This is a genomic window from Rhodococcus sp. NPDC058639 (genome assembly GCF_042717545.1).
In the GTDB taxonomy this organism is placed as follows: Bacteria; Actinomycetota; Actinomycetes; order Mycobacteriales; family Mycobacteriaceae; genus Rhodococcus.
In genome coordinates this window covers 177,926-197,586 of sequence record NZ_JBHXRF010000003.1, presented here as the reverse complement: position 1 = coordinate 197,586, position 19,661 = coordinate 177,926, and the positions used below count along the sequence as shown (strand labels likewise).

The 19,661-nt window shown below is 64.6% G+C and carries 8 protein-coding genes; all 8 read right to left on the bottom strand.

From position 1 onward, the window contains the following. Positions 1–2: 2 nt before the first annotated feature. The 8 genes from ACFWU2_RS06700 to ACFWU2_RS06665 all read right to left on the bottom strand — a co-directional run bounded on the left by ACFWU2_RS06700 (position 3) and on the right by ACFWU2_RS06665 (position 19,526). Positions 3–899: a hypothetical protein gene (locus ACFWU2_RS06700; RefSeq protein ID WP_378602863.1), complete on the bottom strand. Its 897-nt coding sequence runs from the start codon at positions 897–899 to the stop codon at positions 3–5. 122 nt (positions 900–1,021) lie between these two features. Continuing rightward, positions 1,022–1,711, bottom strand: coding sequence for a GIY-YIG nuclease family protein (locus ACFWU2_RS06695; protein ID WP_378602860.1), 690 nt, complete (start codon positions 1,709–1,711; stop codon positions 1,022–1,024). A 191-nt stretch (positions 1,712–1,902) separates the two neighbouring features. Continuing rightward, positions 1,903–3,993 carry a DEAD/DEAH box helicase gene (locus ACFWU2_RS06690; protein ID WP_378602857.1) on the bottom strand — a complete coding sequence of 697 codons (2,091 nt, stop codon included), beginning with the start codon at positions 3,991–3,993 and terminating at the stop codon, positions 1,903–1,905. A gap of 3 nt (positions 3,994–3,996) precedes the next feature. Then, entirely contained in the window at positions 3,997–5,292 is a 1,296-nt protein-coding gene (gene brxD, locus ACFWU2_RS06685) for a BREX system ATP-binding protein BrxD (protein WP_378602854.1), read from the bottom strand. Then, complete coding sequence (gene pglZ / locus ACFWU2_RS06680; RefSeq protein WP_378602851.1) at positions 5,289–8,099, bottom strand: BREX-2 system phosphatase PglZ; 2,811 nt, start codon at positions 8,097–8,099, stop codon at positions 5,289–5,291. The genes brxD and pglZ overlap by 4 nt, the downstream gene beginning before the upstream one ends. Beyond that, positions 8,096–11,809 carry a DUF6079 family protein gene (locus tag ACFWU2_RS06675; protein ID WP_378602848.1) on the bottom strand — a complete coding sequence of 1,238 codons (3,714 nt, stop codon included), beginning with the start codon at positions 11,807–11,809 and terminating at the stop codon, positions 8,096–8,098. The genes pglZ and ACFWU2_RS06675 overlap by 4 nt, the downstream gene beginning before the upstream one ends. Further along, complete coding sequence (pglX, locus tag ACFWU2_RS06670) at positions 11,809–15,408, bottom strand: BREX-2 system adenine-specific DNA-methyltransferase PglX (protein ID WP_378602845.1); 3,600 nt, start codon at positions 15,406–15,408, stop codon at positions 11,809–11,811. The genes ACFWU2_RS06675 and pglX overlap by 1 nt, the downstream gene beginning before the upstream one ends. Beyond that, complete coding sequence (locus ACFWU2_RS06665; RefSeq protein WP_378602842.1) at positions 15,408–19,526, bottom strand: NERD domain-containing protein; 4,119 nt, start codon at positions 19,524–19,526, stop codon at positions 15,408–15,410. The genes pglX and ACFWU2_RS06665 overlap by 1 nt, the downstream gene beginning before the upstream one ends. Positions 19,527–19,661: the final 135 nt, after the last annotated feature.

The window sequence follows — 19,661 nt, the reverse complement described above, 5'->3', positions numbered from 1 at the left end:
CTTCAGGCGGGGTCGAGAACTGTCGCATCCAGAGCTGCTCGGGCCAGTTGAGCGCAGTGGGACCGGATCTGTGAGCTTCTGCCCTTGCGCATGAGCGCGAGATTCAAACTTGCCGCGGCACGCATGATCACGGGGTCTTCCGTCATTGTTTCGATCGCCTTGTGACCGCGGGCAATCAGTTGTTGCTGCGACGCGCCACCTGGTGCGTGCTTGATCTTGCCGCGGCGTATTCCACGCCGACGCAGATAAATTGCGCATCGGAATGCGCCGGCCGGAAGTTCGTCCCCATCGACGAAGAGCGACGCTTGAACCGGGCCGGACGGCGCGGTGAACAGCACAAAGGTTTCCATCCAGTTGATACTCACGCAGGATAACCTTGTCGGGTTCGAAGTAGGTAGACAGCTGACTGACCAGAACTGCGCCTCGGTGCGCCGAGCATGGCATACCGTGCTCCTCAGGTACTTGCCGACAATCTCGATGAGGTCCGTAGCGTCGGGACGACCACCGAATCGTGCCCATCGGTGGGCGTAGCTCTCGATTTGGTTAGCCGGCAAGTCCGGCGGTGCGCAGTCGAAATCCAGCGAGTTCCGGGCCACAGGTTCCTCGAGCCAGAGAGCCTGGTCGTCCGTTGTCACGACATCGTTCAATACCGAGGTTCCTTCGAATCGAAGGGCGTGTTCGCGGTTCCGTACGACGAGTCCGGACTTCTCCGCGTCATGAATCAGTGAACGTTCGCGGTCCCTCAATGCGGAGTATGAACCGGCGAACCGCTGTAGGCGGAACCCGATGATGTCGTCATAGGTCTTGCCGTGAGCAATCAGGCGGCTGGCACAGTCGCTCCCGGAGATACCGATATAACACGCACCGTTGGCGAATTCCACCAGGTAGATGCCGCGCAACCCGCGAGGGCCACGACGTGAGTGTGGCACCGACATCGCCGCCGGCGTGTAGGGAACGTGAGGCCCGAACCCATTGGCAGTGGCCCATGAATCTGTCGAATGCACCTGAGTGTCCTGTCCGTTCAACCCTTGAACTGAGCCGCGGGCGCGCAGTTCAGATGAAGCACGTGTGCTGCGATGAGGTCGTTCTCGAGTTCCAGCAGCTGATGTGCCCGTCGCTTCGGCGCAGCAACCCAGGAGACTTCCAACCTCCGCTGGGCCGCGAACATTTCACCCTGCGCGTGGCCGACTTTGGTGATCTTTGACAGGTGCGCAACGGGCCGATTCGGAAGCACACCCTGCCCGATGTACAGCAGGGCGCCGTCGCAATCACCCCGTATGCGATACAGGCCGACCGTGTTCGAGGGGATTCTGTATCGAGCATCCGAGAGCGCCACCCACTCGCTCCAGCTGTGTCCACACCACGACTGGCTCTGTGCGGAGGGAGTAAGCGGACCGACCGGGGGCACTCCGGCCAGGTGCTCCGCCAGCGGGGGTCCGTCGTACAGGCCACCACGAAACCTGGCACCCGCGGCTATGAGGCGTGAGTTGTTCTGCGATGAGGCGCGATAGCCCTTCGGGACACGGCCGAACTGTACGGTGGGGGAAGCGCCGAACTCCTGGCGGTAGAGGCCGATCGCCAACGATTCCAGCCCCTTCCGTGCATGCGAATCGCCAGAGAATTCTGCAAACGACGCCTCGAATTCACAGCCGGTTGAATGGTATAACGCCCACAGCGCGGGTGCCGCGGTGTGCGGATCGCGATAGGGCATCTCCTCGGCGTGGCACCGGGACAACGCACCCAAGCGCTCACGAAGACTCCGTCCGGTCTGCCCGATGTAATCGAGACCTTCGGAATCGCTGCGGCGGACACGGTAGATGCCCGGGAGTCGGGGGACAGAGGCATTGCGGGAGATTCCCAGCAGTGGAAACCAGCTGCTCCAATCTGGTGTTGAGCCCGTGATCATCCGATCTGTGTCTTCTCGCCGAGTACCGTGTCCGCTCCGGCTGCGTCGATGGCGCGGACAGCAAGGGTTGCCCGTGCCAGGTGCTCTGGCAACGCCGCCGAGAACTTCAACCCTCGCAGTGCGCCCGCGTCCACCGCCGGGAGAGGCCTCGAACGCCCATTGCGTAGTGCGGCGAGTCCTTCACGGATATCAGCGACCGTCAGGTCTGCGTGCAAACGCAGCGACTCGGCTCCGATCCGTTGCCGCGGCGGAACCAGATCCGGGGCCCACGCCGCGAGGGTTCGGTTCGCCTTCGAGCCTGCCCACGTCCACCAACGCCAATCGTCCCGATCGTCGCGAGTGATGACGAATGCACCATCGGTGACGTGGCCGGAGCGCTGCAGACGCTGGTCTTCCAACGTCGCTATGGCTCGCCGCGTCAACGTGACCCCGGAGGGCATTGCACCGAGCAGCACATCACGAATACCGCGCGCGATCTCGAATGAGGCACCATCGGGCATCGAACTCCACTTGGCGCGACCTTGGATATGGGTGGACTCGACGAATACGTGCCGTCGCTTCCAATCGATGTGAGTGACCTTCCACGACCGCCCACCGAGCAGCAGAATACGCGGTCCCTCGACATCGTCGGTGAGCACACTGGTCTCTACCGAGCCGATTTCTTGTCGACCGGCCCATACCTTGAACTCCGGAGCGGCGGTGAACACCGCGAGCAGCTCCATGAAATGTCGCCGCCCAAAGTGTTTTTCGGCCTCAGGTCCAATGAATGCGCTTCCCGCATCGTGTTCGAGGAATCCTTCGGCGAGCAGGTGGTCGAAAACCTCCTGCCCGTCGCAGTCGAACAGCGGCAGCGATCCCCATGCCCGCCGCCAATCGACGAGCGGAACGCGGCGGGTCTGCAACGCGGCGGCGAGCAACTGTTGGGCTGCGATATGCCGGGGTTGCGGCGTCGATAACACCGGCTCAACCCACCCGCGCGACCAGCACTGCAGCATACCGAGGGTGTCGAGTACTGCCTGATCGGTAAGAGCAAGGAACAGACAGTTGCGGGTGGTACCGGGGCGGCGGCCTGTGCGACCGAGTCGCTGGAGGAACGACGACACCGTCCGAGGAGCATTGATCTGGATTACTCGGTCGAGGTCGCCGACGTCGATACCGAGTTCGAGAGTGGAGGTGGCGACAATGACGCAGTCACGATTCTCGGCGAACGCTTCCTCCGATTCACGGCGCTCAGCCGCGGACAACGAGGAATGCGAGATGAAGGTGGTGATGCCACGTCGGCGCAGCTGGGTTCCCAATTCTTCGGCGAGCCTCCGCGAATCGACGAAGACGAGTCGCTTCTCCCCGGCGTGCAGCGCGGCGATCACTTTTGCGGCATTCTCGATACCACCTACGGAGTCGACGGTGATCTCGGGAACCACCGCAGCGCCTGACACTGCGGGGGAGATGACGCGGCCGGGGGCGGTCGTGCCACTCTGCAACCAGCCGAGCAACTCGTCCGGATTCCCGACGGTGGCGGACATACCCACCCGTTGCAGACGTCGTCCGAGCAACGTTTCGACTCGGGCTAGCACCGCCAGCAGGTGCCACCCGCGGTCGTCACCCGCGAACGCGTGTACCTCGTCAACGACCACGGCCCGCACGCCACCGAGTAGTTCGTCTGCGTCGACACTTTCGGAGACAAGCATGGACTCGAGCGATTCCGGGGTGGTCAGCAGGATGTCGGGTCGGTCGCGTTTGATGCGACCTCGGACGGACTGACCGACGTCTCCGTGCCACGTCATCGCATCGCGGCCGAGCCACGTCGCGTAGTCCGCCAGACGCGGCTGCAGGTTGTTCAGTAGCGCCTTGAGCGGGCAGATGTACAACACGGAGATACCGGTCCAGCGTTCGGACTGCATACGGGTCAGCAACGGAAATATTGCCGCTTCGGTCTTGCCACCTGCAGTCGGCGCAAGAAGAATCGCGTCCGATCCGGTGACGATCGGCGCGACCGACTCGTCTTGTAGCGGCCGCAGACCAGGCCAGCCGAGCGAGTTGACGATGTGGTGTTGCAGCACCGGATCGAGCAGGTCGAAGCCGGTCATGTGTTAAAGCTCCACGTCGTCCGCGGAAACCGCGGCGCGCTCGGTGTCCGTCAGCTCGGTCGACGCGACCGTCAACGCGTAGTGTTGTCGCGGATCGAAGTCGTCGAACTGGTCGACTCGGTCGAGCACGTCGAGCACAAGCTTCTTGAGGAAGAGCCGCGGTGAGATTCCCACCTGCCCTCCGAGTTTGCCGGCCACTGCGGATGCGAGGTCGCGCAAGTAAGAGTCGTCGACCAGGGCGCGAATCCGGTCGGGTGCCGAGGCACCATTCGCATACACGTCACGCACCCGAATGCCCACCTCGACGAGCTTCTCCAAGTCGAACCCGGCAAGACGGATCTGTGGAGCGCGCGGGTTGTCGAAGCGAGCGTCGGTGGTGAAGTCGGTGTGAAGGCGCTGCGCAAGTGGCGGCAGCGACTGGATGCCGAGACGACCGTCGAAGAATGCGGGTGTACCGGTGATTAGCAGATACAAGCCCGGATATCGACCCGAGTCGAGCTCGTCGATCCACTGACGCAGCGCGTTGAGCGCCTTGGCGCGACTGTCCGAGCGCATCCGCTGCAGCGTCTCGACTTCGTCGATCACCAGGAGCAACCCCGGGTGTCGCGCTCCTTCGAGCACCGCGAGCAACCCCTGAAGGAATCCCATGGCGAGGAAGTGGTCGACGTCTTGCCGAACGCCGGCAACCCGTTTCGCGGCTGCACCCACGTGAGGCTGCCCTCCGAGCCAGGCGACGAGCGCATCCGCGGTGGCGGCGTCTTCGCGGGCGAGGGCGGCGCGATAGGCCCGCAACACCATCGGATACACCGGTGTCACAGTCGCAACGGCCGCGAGGCGCTGCTCGAGCAGCGCGTCTATCTGTTCCTCGGACGCTTCGTCCACTCCCGCCGCTGTCGCGGCGTCCTCCTCGACACCGAACAACCAAGCGTCGAGCACGCTGCGGAAGGCAGAGGGAGGGAACGCGGCGGTGCGCAGGGACTCGGTAGTCCGGCGATACACCGTTTCCAGCTTGTGGAGGGGTGTTTCGAGTTCGCTGATCTGGACCTCGGCCACCGCCAAGCCACGACGCATAGCGCGCTGCTGTATCCACCGAGCGAAAAAGGTCTTGCCCGAGCCATATTCGCCACGCACAGCCTTGAACACCGATCCACCGGCGGCGATGGCGTCGAGGTCCTCGTCGACGGTCGGAGCAAATCTGTCGATGCCTACGGCAAGCACATCGAGGTTGCCGGCAGGAACGGTTCCCTGTCGCAGCGCCTGCAGGATCTCTCGCCGCCGGACCGGCGACAACGTGGTCACGGCGCAACCCCGTACTGCTCGAACAACAGCGCGGATTCGAGCTCGACCTCGGTGCCGTTGTCGGAGAGCACCACCACCCCGTCGGTGTTGAGTACCTGTGCGAGCACTGCGATCGCGGCGCGAGCGCGTGCAGGCTTCACGTCGAGGACGTCCGCAGCTCGGCTCAACGCAAGCCGACCGTTAGCGTCGAGCATTTCCTGCAACAACTTGCCGATGACCGGCTTGGTGAACTTGGGTCGGAACTGCGCGTACTGCTGCTTGAAGAGCTCGCTGCCGAGGACCTCCGCGATCCGATCGCGGCCCATGGGTGCCGTGGCGGCAGGGCCGGCGGCGGGCGTGCCGACATCGAACAGCGCATCGGCCTGTGCAACGGGTTTCGTGGAGGCTGGCGGCTTCTTGCGTTTCGGAACCGGTGCCGCGGCGACAGGAGGGGCGGCCATGGGTGTCGGTGCGGCACGCGCCGTTTCCCACCATGCGGGTTGCGGCGCAGGTGCCACTTCGAGCCCGAGATGCTGTGGTAGCGCGCCGTTGACGAGGATGGACACGGGGATCACCGCTTCGGCCAGTGAGCCGCCGCCGTGGTATCCGGCTTTGAGGCCCGTGTAACGCACTTGCTCGTCGACAGCGAGGATCGCGCGCTGGTGTCCGGACAGTACCCGCTCACCGATGACGAGCACTTCGTCCTCACGGGGTTCAGGGTCGAGGTCGGAGGCAGACCTGTATCTCGCGGAGATCTGCTGCCCGCGTTGGACGCTCGGCTGCTCGCGGCGTTCGACGACATGCCCATGATCACTGACCAGCACTACAGTTCGGCCCACGGCTGCGGCGGCAGTGAGCAGTGGATCGAGATGCTTGAAGCTTGCAGTGCTCCAGATGGTGCCGATGGGATCGGACCGATCGAGCGCATCGTCGATGTCGTTCAGGACGCACGCCACGACCGGGCGATGCTCTGTGTCGTCCACCGCATCGCGGACGACGTCGGCAAGTGCGTGATTTCGGGAGACCAGATCCAGATCGGCCTTGTGGAACAGGACCTGTCCAGTGCCTTTCAACCCGTTGCGCTGCAACCATTTGGCAAACCCGGATCGCTCTTTGTCTTGCCCACCCTCGGCGAGACCTCCGGTCAGGAGCGAGCAGCGCGAGAAGCGTGTCACGGTGGGCAGTGCCGCGAGTGCTGCGTGCGGCTGGTCTGCGCCGGCGAACCGGCATTCCTGCCATTGTGGCCGGTGTCGCCGCAGCGCGTCGGCGACAACTTTATTGGCGACCGATCCGCTCATCCCGTCGGCGATCACGAGCAGTACAGGCGAGGGCTTCGGTCCGCCTGCGGAGACGCTGCCGAGCCCACCGGTGGGTCCCGGTGCCGGCACCGTCAGCGGTTTCACGATTCGGTCGAGCACATCTTCGATGTAGAGCGGGCCGCCCGAGCCGGCGCGATGGCCGCCGCCGGAGGCGAGTTGGCGCGCGAATCGGCGATCCGCCTCGGACCGCTGGTTGCGCACCGCAGTGACTATTCGATCGGCCACCGTTGCCAGGGCTCGGTCATCGGCACCGACGAATGCATCGTTGACGGCGTCGTCCACCCACGACAGGTCGCGCCGGTAGTACGAGAGCCAGTGGGTCAGACCGGCAGGCTCGGACCATTCGAGGTTCCGTCGACGGAGCAGACGCAGCGCAGCTGCCCCGACCTGTACATTCCGTGGAGCATCGGCTGTGCCGACGTGCGCACTACGGTGGGCGACCACATCTGCCCACGCGTTTTCCGCTGTCGCCAGATCATCGGAATCGACGGCTGCTCCGAGGGCCTTTGCGAATTGCGCAATGCGCGGGGCAAGTGCCATCGGTAGGACGTCGGACCGCGCGACCAGCGGCTCGGCGTGCAGGCGTCGCACTGCATCTTCGGCCCGGCGCAGCACCTCGTCGGGAACGTTGGTGCCCGACACCGCAAGTGCGGCGGCGTTGCCCCACGCGGTGAGCTGCTGCTCGGTGAGGGCACGATTTCCGAGCTCGACCTCGAGCAGGGTGCGGGCTTTGACGATGGTGTCTCGCGCCGCGGGGAACGCTACAGAGGCCGCGCTACCGTCGCCGATGAGTGCGGCGACGAGACCGAGCGGGACGAGGTGCCCAGGGCCTATGCTGCGCCACACTGCGACGAAGACCGGGCCGAGCGGGCCGAGCCGGGTCTCGATCCAGCTGTAGAACTGCTCGAGAAGCACTGGATCCGTGTGCTGGCGCCACACCTCGAACCGGGCGGTGATCGCGTCGTCCATCGACCACAACGCGATGTGGTGAGGGGTGTACTCGGCTGGGCGTAATCCGAAGTTTCGGTCGGCCAGCGTCGCGAAAAGGTGATCGTTCGTCAGTACCCCACCGGGCGCGGGTGCGCGCACGCCGTCGAGGTCGCGCAATGCGGCGCGGGCGGCATCGTTGCTCAGCGAGAGCAGGTGAAACTCTTGCCTGGCAGCCTGGAACAGCTCTCGCAACGCCGGCCACGGATCCAGATTCGACAGCCGTCCGGCGGTGAGATGTTCGAGCACACCAGCGGGGAGCTCGGCCGCGTCGCGATCGGTCAGAATCACTACCCAGTCGGCACGGTGCCGCTCGGTGAGTGCGTCGCGGATCGCCAGAACACTCGGCGCCACACGCACCCGCACTGATTGGCCGTTGAAGTCGATCTCGTCCGGTCCCGACCATACGGGTGCGGCGGCAAGGGCAATGACCCCGTGCGAGTAGTTCTTGCTGCGCAGTCCAGCGACGAGACTGCGTACTGCCGCGACGTCGGCCTCAGGAAGTCCGGCAGCGACGGTCACGGCTCCACCTTGGTGATGGTGACGGTGTAGGTGGCGTTCGGATCTGCGTCGAGTAGTTCCCGTAGACGGGTTTCGACGGCGGAGAAGCCGCCACGAGCGGTGAAGGTGAAAACCGGCGGCGGCGGTGGTGGCGGTGGCGGTGGGGATGGTGGTTGGGTAATCCACTTCTCGATCCATCGATCCCGCGCCGCATCAGCAGTCCGGAGGGCTCCAGCCAGCGGGCGCGAAAGCTCATGGTCGGCGAAGCTGCCCGCAACAGCATCGATGATCACAGCCGCCTCGCGGCCCCGCTCATCGTCCGCTGCTGCCGCATTTCGCAGCACGGTGAACTTGTCGAGCGAATAGCGACTGACAGCATCGGCCACCGAGACCGCCGTGGTAAGGCACTTGCCGGCCTCGAGGTCTGTGCCGGCGAGGGGAGCAGTCGCAATCGTCTCGACCATGGCGATGTTGTCCAAGTGGTTGAGTTGCGCATCGAGCATCTCGGTGAGGTCTCGCGCCAGGTCGAAGCGCTTGCCGGTTTTGAGGCCGAGATAGGCGTATGCGCGAGTAAGGACATCGACGAGGCGCGACCGGTCGGCGCGTCCGCTTGCTGCGTAGTCGCGCACATGCTGAACGAACGCCGCGACGTTGGTGGCGGTGAGGTAATCGTTGACCGTGAGTCCGGTCAGCATCTCCCACCGAGTGCACGCCCGGGTCCATACCTGACGGTCCGGCAGCGGCTCGAGTCGCAGCGTGGTGCCACGTCGGAAGTCGCCGATGGCCGGTTCGGTGATGGGAGACGAGTGCAGGAACCACGACCGTTTGCCCTGCGCTGCCCACGCGCCCGCGACGAGGTCGACCATGTCATCGGTCAAACCCCGCTTCGGTCCGCTCGCGACGATCGCATTGCGCAGATCCTCGATGTGAACGTCCCCGGACTCGTCGAATCCACCGCGTGAGAGTTCCTGAGTGATGCGGTTACGCCAGCTCGCGAAATGTTCTGGGCCGAAAAGCAAATGGGTGTCATTGGTGCGGGCGATACCGAGGGATTCGACGACGCGTCGTACAGTGTCGCGTTCACCGCGGTCGAGGGGGATACGTCCGTCTTCTACCGCCTGGGCCTCCCGCAACCGCGTCAACGTCGTATTCAGCTGACGGCGGGTAATGAGCTGATCGGCAGGAGTGAACTCGGGGTGATCGGGATACAGCGCGGCGAACGCGTCGGCGATCAACCGGTTGGCGGCCTCGCCCAGGTCGTGTCCGATCGGAGGCTGCACGGCGAAACCAGCGTGCAGCGACCGCAGCGGCGGCTGATCGGGTGCGAAGGCCGAACCGGATCCGGCTGCCACGCCGTAGGCGACTTGAATGGCTGTCCCCAGCTGGCCACGCACCTGTGTTTGCTGCTGTTGCAGGATCGATCGGGCCGCGGCCCGATCCGCGTCGGACAGCTCGTTCGCGTAGGACGCCCATCGGTCTCCGGCGAGCACATAGTTGAGGATCACGAGTCGGCCGAGCTGCCGAGTCACCTTTTCGCTGAAGAAGTTCGGCAACCATGCCACGGTGAACCGATCCTGCCCGGTACGCAGGAGTTGATCGATGCGGTCGTGGTCCTCGCCGGTGGTGTGGCCGGCATCGTCGAACGGTAGGTCGACGACGAGCCGCAACGCCCCGTCGATCGAGGGGCGAAAAGCTTCGTCCGGCAGGTAGCCGTGGTCTCGGATGTTGCCGAACACTACCTCCACTTGCCGTTGGGTTCCGCGCCAGATCACCTGGCGTAGAAGTGCGTTGTCGACGGTGTGATCGGCGCCGACCACACCCAACTGCTCGGAGAGCATCTCGCGCATCAGCTCGCGGCGACGACCGTCGGTGTCCTCGGCCTGGGCGCGGCGAACGATCCGCTCGTAGTCGACCGATTCGAGAGTCACCGAGATGATGGGGTTGGCGTCTGCCGTGACGGACAACTCGGGGATCTCCGCCGCCCACGCCTTGACCTTGCCGGTGATCTGCCCGATCTGGTCACCCGGGATGAGGCTGATGACGCTGCCGTGATTGAGCGAGGCCAACCGAGCGGCGTCGATCTGCTTGAGCGCAGGCACATTCGGGGCCACCGCCGACATCAGCAACGTCTTGGCGATACGGATATCTGCGCGCAGACCGGGCGGCACGTCCTTGTCCGGTGTGGACTCGGGAACATTCGCATTGCGGAAAAGCAACGGACGCAACTTATCGGTCCACAGCGACCGCGCAGTCTTGAACGTCTGGGTGGCGGCTTCGTTGATGGGGGTCGCGTTGGCGCTGTCGATGATGTAGTCGAACGCCTCGCCGACAGGAATCACATTGTCGATAGTGAGCCGGTCGGCGTTGTCCGAGAGCATCTGCTGCATGACCTTCAGCGCGGTGCGCTCGCGCTGCATCTGTCCCGACAACTCGCGCAGCGTCGCGATGAGCGCAGGCGAGAACGGGTAGGTCAGCTTGAAAGCATCGGCGTCGGAGCCGCGGTGACGGTCATCGGTGTTGACACCGTCCAGGAGCACATCCCAGACCTGCGGGCTGCGGTCGAGACGAGCAAACGCGGCGTCGAGGGCGGCTTTGGCATCGGCATCCCGCGGCTGCAGCAGCCGCTTGTGCGCGATATAGGGGAGGTTCTCATCGCCGAGGGTAACGAGTCCGAAACGTCCCTCCTGATGCGCGAAGGCACGCTCGACGGCCTGCTGGATGGCACCGGCGTCAGGGCCGCTGGCGACCCACTGGGCAAGGTTGTGCTGCCGGGCGACGTACGAGATGACCGGGACGGCAAGGCGCCCCCTGCTGGTCTCGACCAGCTTGGTGATCTTCTGAACCTCGGCGTTGAAACGTTCGCGTTCGGTGATGAGGAACGTCAACCACAGCACGAGTTCGTCGAGCATGAGAACGACGCCGTCGTAACCGAGCGATTTGGCGTGGTCGGCGATGACGGCGAGACCGTCTTCGAGAGAGAGCCAGTCGGTGTTGCGCGAGTAGCTGGTGAAGTAGGTGGATACCAGGGCCTGCTGTAGCCGAGCACGCTCGGCGGGATCTGCACCGGGAGCGCTTGCGGCTGCGTAGGTCTCGGGTGTCCACGCCCCGGTCGACTGACCCAATGCGGACCAGTTGACCGTGGTGCTGGCCTGCGGGCCCCCGGCGCTGTTGAGCGCGGCGAAGAACTTCTCGTCGCCCACCTCGCGGCGTCGGTTGTCGGCGTCACCGAACAAGCCGCCCGCGGAGTGCAATACCGGGGGAAGCATATCGGGGTGTGCAGCGGCGATCTGCCGCAGATACTGGTCGAACAGCGCCGATTCGACGCTCGTAGCGTCGAGGAAGTGGAACGTGAGCCGCAGCAGGTTCGCCTGGTTCATTGTGGGGTGTTGGGCCACGATCGGCTGAAGCTCCGGTACGGACAGAGCTTTGGGGGAGTGTCCGAGGATGCCGTGCAGCACGGCCATGAAGTGCGATTTACCGGAGCCGAAGGAGCCGTGGAGGAACGCGGCCTTGTTTTCGCCGGAGCGCAGTGCCTCGTCGACTACCGATAGAGCCGAGTCGAATGCTTCAACGAGGGCGGGAGTGACGACGTACGAGTCGACGGTTGCGGAGAGGTGGTCTTCGCCTACCGAATCGGACAGCCGCAACACGTAGTCGTTTGTGCCGTGTGATTCGGGGATGTCGAATGTCTCGCGCAAGGTGCGCGCGGGAGCCGAGGCGCCGGGGAACACTACTGGCCTGCCTTTCCGGTTGCTGCCTTGCGGCCGCGGGTCTTCTTTTCGGGTCGCCACGCCGGCAGATCTTGCACCGGAACACCGACCGCGGCGGATTTCTCGGAGAGTTGGGTCGTCAGGTACTCGGCGAGGTCGACCCCGAGATTCGGGTCGACACCGGAGTGCCACTGTTTGACCCAGGGCAGCACCTCGGCGATGCCCGCGACGACAGGCACCAATGCGGTCAGCGGTGTGCCCTCGGATTCGCGCATTGCATAGATGGTGGCGAGCGCCAAACCTTGCTGAGCGTGGTTCCAGCCTGCCCATCCGAGCAGCGGGGTCGGATCGGTTGCGCGTCCGGCGTCGGGGTAGGCGATGAACCTTTCTTTCGGCACATCGAGCTTGCCGCGGTGCGACCAGTACGACGACTTGAGAAAGTCCGCGTTGGTGTACTTCGGGGGTACGGGGATGTCGGTAGCTTTGATCAGGCCCGCGTCTTCGTCACGCTGCATGTCCCATACCCGCTCCCACTCGGCGCGCTTGCGCAGCCCGGAGTCCTTGTAGCGCAGGGCAGCGAGGTAGGGGACGGCTTGGTCGGAGAGGAGCTTGACCAGAGTCGCGGTGACGGGTGCGTCCTTCTGGCCTGCCCACAGATCCAGGGCTTCGATGAACTCGGGATTCTTCTCGACGTGTCCGGCCAGTTCGCTGACGGAGCGGGGCAGCGGGGTGCCGTGCGGGGTGAACCACAGAGTCGGGTCTTCGAGTTTGTCGAGCAGCCAATCCCGCAGGGCACGCTGCAGCTTCACGTCCCACGAATCACCGGCCCAGCGGCGCTTGTATTCGGGGCGTTCGAGCAAACGGATGAACGGGTTGGATTCGATAACGGCGAGGCGCTTTTCGACTAGTGCCTGGTACTCGGCCGGCCAGTGCGCAGGGAGCTCAGTGATCGGTGTTGAGCCGTGGCGGGCGAACCACTCGGTTTCGGCTTCACCGGCCGCGATCTTGCGGGCGAGGAAGATCTCGAACGCGCGCTCGCCCAGAGTGATGCCGGGCGCTTCCCTCGGTGGAAGGGTGAGGTCGTCGTCGATCAGGCCGTAGTGGCGGTAGACCTCCCAGTCGATCTCGTCCTGTTCGGCAATCATCAACCCGCGAAGACGGGCGTGTTCGGTTCGAGCGGTGTCGATGGCAGTGGGGATGGGACCGGAGGCCTTCATTGCTGCTGCCGGTTCTTGTGTGGCGAGTTGCCGTGACACGGCGTCGATAAGACGGGCACGTTCGAGTGGGGCTTCCTTCGTCAGCGGGAAATCCTGGAGGGTGGTGCCTGTGAACTCGTATCGAGGCTCCCACTTTTCATCGCCGATGCCGCCGCCGATGCCACCGTTGCCTTTGTCGTGGCTGTTCTGCTTGAGCCAGAAGCACGCGGTCGAGCTGTTGAGGGTGCCCAGCAGCCGCAGGTGATCGTCCTCGCTCGCCCCCTCCGGCAACTTGATCACCGGCGCGGACTGCTTGAACACCTTGCCGCCGCGGTCGAGCACGAAGTGGTTGTGGGTGGCGACGAACGCGAAGGTGATAGTCGGAGTCGTCGGGTCGTCGTTCTTCGGCACTTGGTGCCATTCATACCAAGGGCGTCCTTCTACGAAGTAGGAGACCTTATTGAAGGTCGCACGGTTACCGAGCTCGGTTCGGTACGCCCATAGATGCCGACCAGCATTCGGAAAATCCGAGATCGGTCGAAGCCTATTCAGGCTGGCGTATGGAAACCAGGCGGCGTCGCCCTCATTAATTTTGTAGTCACGGATCTCATCGCCCAAAACCAGCCGACGAAACCCTTCCGCCTCCAGACTATGTCGCGCGCGCACACGATCAGGAACGATTAAGGCTGGGTCGCAGTTGGTCATGCCGAACACCCCGATCCTCTTCGCAACATCTGCGAGGGTGAATCGCTTACGTGACTCAACGGCCCGTAGGAGTTCGACGGCACCGCCACCACTAAGGCTCCACGGGTGCTCCCTGAGGTTTGCGCGCGGAAGGTCGGTGATCGATACCCACTGGTCCTCGTAGCCAGGCTGATCGATGTGCTCGACGATCGTCGACCAGACGAGACCCTTGGCCGGATTCTGCGGGGCTCCAGGTTCACCTTGAATGCCAAGCACCGCGCGGACCGCCTCGTGAACCATCGATTGATTGCGACCGACCAGAATTACCGTCGGGGTTCCGTGCCCAGGAATGTACGCACCGGAGGTGTCGGCAACTAGGCGCAAGTCCTTACGTGCGAGGAACTCCTCGATAAGAGGCACGCCGAATTCGCGTTTCATGAACGAGTTCGACGTGATCTGCCCGACCCAGCCTGCACGCTCACCCGACTTGGCGAGGTCGAAGAACTTCTCCATGAACGGGATTGTGAGAGCGTACTTGCCTTTGCAGTAGTGGTAGATCTCCCTGTATCGGGAATTCAGTGCCTTGTCGCTGACGGTGATGTACGGAGGATTACCTACCACCGCGTCGTACTGCGCCGGTGCGAGAATCCGGCGCAGTACTTTCGCGTCTTCGGTGCTGTAGATGAAACCCGAAGCGACAGCGTCCTTGTCGAACGTGGTGTCGCCGAAGTCGAACGCGTCCTTGCCGCCCTGCTCCGGTCCGTGCAGCAGCGAGTCGCCAGCGGCGAGATTGAGGGTGAACTTCGGGGCATGCACCAGCGATGGTTCATTGCATGCCTTCATCGCTGCGACGATGAGCCGGAACTTTGCGATCGCGACTGCGAACGGGTTCAGGTCCACGCCATAGATAGAAGCGAGCGCGTTGTCCACGCGGGTGCGGAGCTCAACGCCCGGGGCGTGCCGGTGCCAGCGTTCCACGAGCCGGTCGAAGGCGCCGAGGAGGAAGTGACCGGAGCCGCAGGTCGGGTCGATGAGTTTGAAACCTTCGAGTGGGCGGTCTCTCAGCGCAGGCTCGAGGGTGTGGTCGAGGATGAATTCTTCGACGAAGTCAGGGGTTTGGAGGAGCGCGTACTTCTTCTTCGCGAAGTCCGACAGGTCTTGATACAGGTCGCCGAGGAATCGCGTCGAGAGGCTCTCGTCGTCGAACGACCACACCAACTCGCCCACGTCGTCGGTTCGGCGCCAGAATCCGAGTAGTTGCTGCACGACGTCTGAGGACGGGGAGATGATGTTGAGCGCAGCGTGTTCGTCGACCAGCGCTTGGGTGGCGGGGTTGCGGCGCAGCGCGTCGAAGGACTGTTCGAGCCACTCGCGGTAAGAGCAGTCCTGGTGTTCGCGGTAGAAGGCATTCTCGGCATCGACCGCTCGTTGCCGCAGCAGAGAGGTGGGGCCGGCGATCCACACCGCGGTGTCGCCGAGCAAAAGATTGTCTTCGCAGAACCGCACGAACACGGAAGTAAGGAGCCAGCCGACGGCCGCCTGGGTGAGCTGATCTTCGGACCAGTCGGTCCACGACGTGGCGGTGCGCTGTTCACGCACGGCCTCGCGGTGGGTGGTCCGCCAGTTTTCGAGTTCGTGCGTGTCGGCGTTCAGCCGTGCCCGCATGTCATCGACCAGCAGGGTCAGTTGCGGCTTGAGTGCGGCCGTCAACTGGGCTCCGGCGATCGTGGCCAATGCCATCAGGCGTGCTCCTTCATTGTCGAATCCTCGGTCTGCGTTGCAGCGCTGAGTAGCGCTGATACTTCTGTGTCGTCGATCTGCGCGAATTGTTCCGGGCTGTTGATCGGCAACCTCGTGCCGTCCACCTTCGAGCCAGGACGCCCGCCAGCCTCGTTACGCTGCGGCACCAGCGCCCACACAGCATGTGGAGGCGGGGTGGTCAGATCGGTCCATCTGCCGAGCACGTCGAGCTGCCCGTACGCGGCGAGCGTCGACAGGTCGGTGAGGACCACCGGGCGGTTCGCTGCCGAGATCACCTCGACGAGTGTCGGAATTGCTTGAGCGACGAAGCCTTTCAGCCCTTCACGATCGGCAGTAGCACCTGCGTCTGCAGCGAGAATCATGTTCCAGTCGATGCCCGCGGCCTCGGCCTTCGATCGCAGCGAACTCAGTAGAAGCTCCGTCACGTCGATGTGGGCGGCACCAAATTTCTCGACCAGCGCCGCAGCCACCGCGTCGGAGGTACCCAGAGGAACACCGAGAGCCCGGAACGTTCGTTCCTGCACGCTTGAGGCCAGAAGGTATTCGACATCGGAGGTCCCGTGCTCCCGGTGCGTAGGAGCAGGGGTGCGCGTGTGCCGTGTCGGCACGTAGGACGCCGCGGCGTGCTCCTGCACGAACTGGTAACGAGCGCGGGCGTCGTTCCACTCCATGTCCGGTACGAGAGACAGAACCATCGCGTCGAGTTCCGGGCGGCGGGGCAGGGGCTTCGCCAACGCTGGGAAACGCGCTGCGAGACGCGATTCCAGTTCGGACCTGCCGAAGGAGTCCGTTGCCGAGAGGCCGCGCAGTAGCATGCGCAACGCCTCGAGAATCGGCATCGATCGAGCGTGCAACTCGTCACGAGACGACAATGCAACCTGCGTCGACGACGCTGCAGCCATACGCAGCAGCGCGTGGCCCGGGATCTCCACGTCGCCGGCAGCGACATCCAACAGTGCTGCTGTGGCGTGGCGCAGCGCCGACTCGGACTCCGCAGGTGCCACCAGCAGCGACCCCTGAGCCTGTGCGGCGTCCACCAGTACCTCGGCACGCGCCGCGAGCACCGCGGGCAGCTTGCGTGAGACCCCCGGCAGCGAGATCATCGCGACTGTGCCCGAGCCGTGCCGCCGCGCCATGTGCACTGCGGCGACGGCCGCGCCCTCTTCGTCGTTCTCGGCGTGTGGAGGCGACGCCAGTAGAAGCCGCAGCACGCCGAGCGCGGTCCGCTGCGGGTTCTCGACTCCGTCGGTGTGGAGCGCGCCGGCGAGCTTCTGAGCCAGCAAATCCGGCGTCGAAGCACCACCAGACAATTCGAGCAGCGTAAGCATGCGCCCGTACAAGTCCTCTACGGTCCCCGCGAGCTGCGGGTTCTTTGCCCACAGCGACGGGAACTCACCGAAGATCTGGGCGATGCGACCCGAGGAAACTCCGGCGCGCGGTGCCACCATCTGATAGGTCATGAACGGATCGTCGGTGCTGTTCGGATGCGACCCGAGAACCAGCTCCACTACCTGTCGACGGATCGCCGAAGGCTTCGTCGCGGCTGCGCGAGCGAACTCGTCTGCCAGCGTCGCGAGCGAGGTGTACGTCGCTGCGGAACCGATGGGTTGCACGGGTTCCGGAACGGGCGGCGGGGTGGGCTTCTTCTTCGGTGTCGATGCCGGTTCGATCGTCTGCGCCTTGAAGACTGCGGTCCAGGCGTCCCGCATGGTAGCGGCGGTATCGAACCGCTTCTTCACGTCGCGTGCCAAAGCGGTTCGGAAGAAGTCCGCCAGCGCATCGGCGCGGGTGATGCTCATGCCTCCGGCAGTGAAGTCTTCCGCCGAGACGGAAACGTCGTCGTCGAGAACACGTGGGTCGCTCAGTCCGTCCCCGTATACGGGAGTTCCGGACGTTGCCATTTCGTACAGCACCACGGCCGCCGAGTATCGTTCTGCCGCGGAGTCATAAGAGGTGCGAATGCCGGTGCCCAAGAATGGATCCCGATACGGCGGAGTGCCCGCATCGATGTGCTCGACGGGGGCGCGTGACAACGAGAAGTCGAACAGCGCGAGCCTGGCTTTCGCCTTGGCTTTGCCTTCGGGCTTTGCCAAACCCAGATTGGAGGGTTTGAGGTCGCGGTGGGTGATGCCGGCCGCGTCGAGCGCGACCACCACGTCCAGCAACTCCTTGCCCCAGCTTCGCAGCTGTGTTTCCCCCAGCGGGGTGTAGCGCACGACGTCTGCGAGTGTTTGCTCGCCGCAGTTGCTCAGCAGCAGCGCTGTGCGGTGCGCGAGCTCGATCGGTCCTTCGATGAGCTCCACCACGCCGGGCACCGGCGGGGACTGGCGGGCCAGCTCGGTAAGAACCAGTGCCTCATCGTGGAGGCGAGAGGTGGCGGCGTCGTCAAGTCCCACCTTGAGTACCCGCAGTTGGTCGTCGTGCTCCCGGTCGGTGACCAACACGCCGCGTGCAGTGGAACCGGCGCCCAGCACTCGCACCACGTCGAAGCGGCCGCCGAGGAGCGCACCAGGAGCGGGATTGAGCGGATCCGCCTCCGGAGCCGCCGACGTGGCCAATCGGTCGTGCCGGTAGTCGGAAAGCGCGGCGACAAACTGCTGCGCACCGAACTCGGGACGGCCGGTCTTGCGATCCGTCTTCATGCGCGTCGACACCGACGGAGCTGTCGCCTGCAACACAAGCGCGCGCAACGTCTCGTCGACGAACCCGCCTCCCGAGGCTGCCAGATCCAGGCCCTGTTCGAGCCGCAGTCGTTCGAGCAACGAGGCACGGTCGCGGGCGGGTGCCTGCCCACCCGAAAGCAGGTAATAGGCGAGTGCCCCGAGGGAGAACACGTCCAGCGCGAGCCGGTCGGCGTCCGGGGCCCATCGATCCTCCGGGGCCTGGTAGACGGCATCGGCCGGGGCACTGCCCGGCGCGACCGCGGTGCCGAGCATCGTCGCGGATCGGGTATCTCCTGTATGCACGCGGCCGGCCCACGACCAGTCGGCGAGACGCACGCGTACCTCGCCTCGATCGAGAGCATCGGTGTGGACGAGCACGGTGCTCGGACCCAGGCCTCGGTGTGCGACGTGATTGCGGTGCGCGTAGGCGACGGCCTCGGCGGTCTGGGTGAGAATCAGCAGTTGCTGCTCCGCGGTGAGGGTGCGCGTCGCCAGGGCTAGATCCAGGGGTTCGTAGCCGGGGATGTCCGGGTAAACGATGACGGTGTTGCCGTCGTCGTCCTGAACCAGATCACGAGGCGCGACAATCGCGTCGTGCCGCAGCGAGGAGAGCAGCGAGAACTCCCGTTGCATTCGTCGGTGCGCCGCCGCCCGTGCCTGCACCGGGGTACCGCGGTGGAACGAAACGATGCGGGCGCGTGCGCGTTCGTCTGTGCCTTTGTGGGTGGCTGCCCACTCCTGCCAGTCGTCGCCGCTGGCCAGGGGAGTGCCGGTGATCGTCCACGACCCCGCGTCGCGTTCGGTGCGGCGTGCGATGCCCAGGTTCTTCAGAGCGAGGGCGATGATGACCGATAGGTCCTCGTCCACCCGCTTGGTCTCGGTGGGCGGCTCCAGTAGCCGAGTCGAGATGCCGGGCAGACCGGTCTCGTCCTCGAACCCGTCCGGGCCGAACAGCCCCGATTTCGCCAGGTCCGGCATATCGACCTTGAAAGGGGCGCCGTGAAGGAACACGGACTCCTGCACGAACGGCAGGGCGCGTCGCACCTTCTCTGCGTTCAAGCCGGCTTGCTGCGCAACCTTGCGGGCCTCTTCTTCGATCCGCGTCGCCAACCGCTGGGCCTTGCGGCGGGTGATCAGCAGCGGGGAGCGCTGGGTACGGGTCTTGCCGCCGAGGGTGGTGCGCACCCAGCTGGTCTCTGTGCCCTGCAGGACGCCGGTGTAGTGCTTGAGTTCGACAAGATGGAGTCGGCGCCGGCCCAGAAAAAGCGCGTCGATCTCATGCCACTGTCCGTGGTTGTCCATGAACTCGAAATTCGTCCACGCGCGGTAAGGGGACGCCTTGGGCACGATGTACCGGAGCATCGCCAGACCGTCGGTCTCGTGCGCGAACGCCGACTTCGAGACCTCGACCCAGCGATCATCGCTCTGTGCCACGTCACCGCCTACTTCTCGGTTCGAATCGCGGCCGAACGAGGGTCGCGCAAGTCAGAGCGGACTTTACCAACCAGTGGACACGTCCTCCGAGTCCACCACTGACGCCTCAACCCCAGAACCTCCCCACCCCGTTAC